Annotated in this window: 1 protein-coding gene; it reads left to right on the forward strand. The window is 65.1% G+C overall.

The annotated features are described in order from the left end of the window. Positions 1-315, forward strand: a 315-nt coding sequence (locus SB753_RS35975; RefSeq protein ID WP_410804866.1) for a DinB family protein, incomplete at both ends; no start/stop codon positions are given.

The following is a 315-nucleotide window of genomic DNA, read 5'->3' on the forward strand; positions in this document are numbered from 1 at the left end:
CGCGAGGCGCTGCGCCGCGCGATGCGCTGTCTGAGCATTTCAGCGACATGGCGCGCCACAACGCGTGGTCCAACCTGCGCCTTTACCGCGCGTGTCTGAGCTTGAGCGACGAAGCGTTCGCCGCGCACCGGGTGAGCTTCTTTCCGTCGTTGCAGCTCACGCTGAATCACATTCTGCTGGTGGACCGCTACTACTTCGACGCGCTGATCGACGGCGGCCAGGGCCTCACGATTTTCGACGACGAAGTGCCCTATCCGCGCGCCGCGCAACTATGGCAGGCCCAGGCGGACAGCGACCACGCGCTGCTGAGCTTCT

The organism is Paraburkholderia sp. SIMBA_053 (assembly GCF_046534895.1).
In the GTDB taxonomy this organism is placed as follows: Bacteria; Pseudomonadota; Gammaproteobacteria; order Burkholderiales; family Burkholderiaceae; genus Paraburkholderia; species Paraburkholderia caledonica.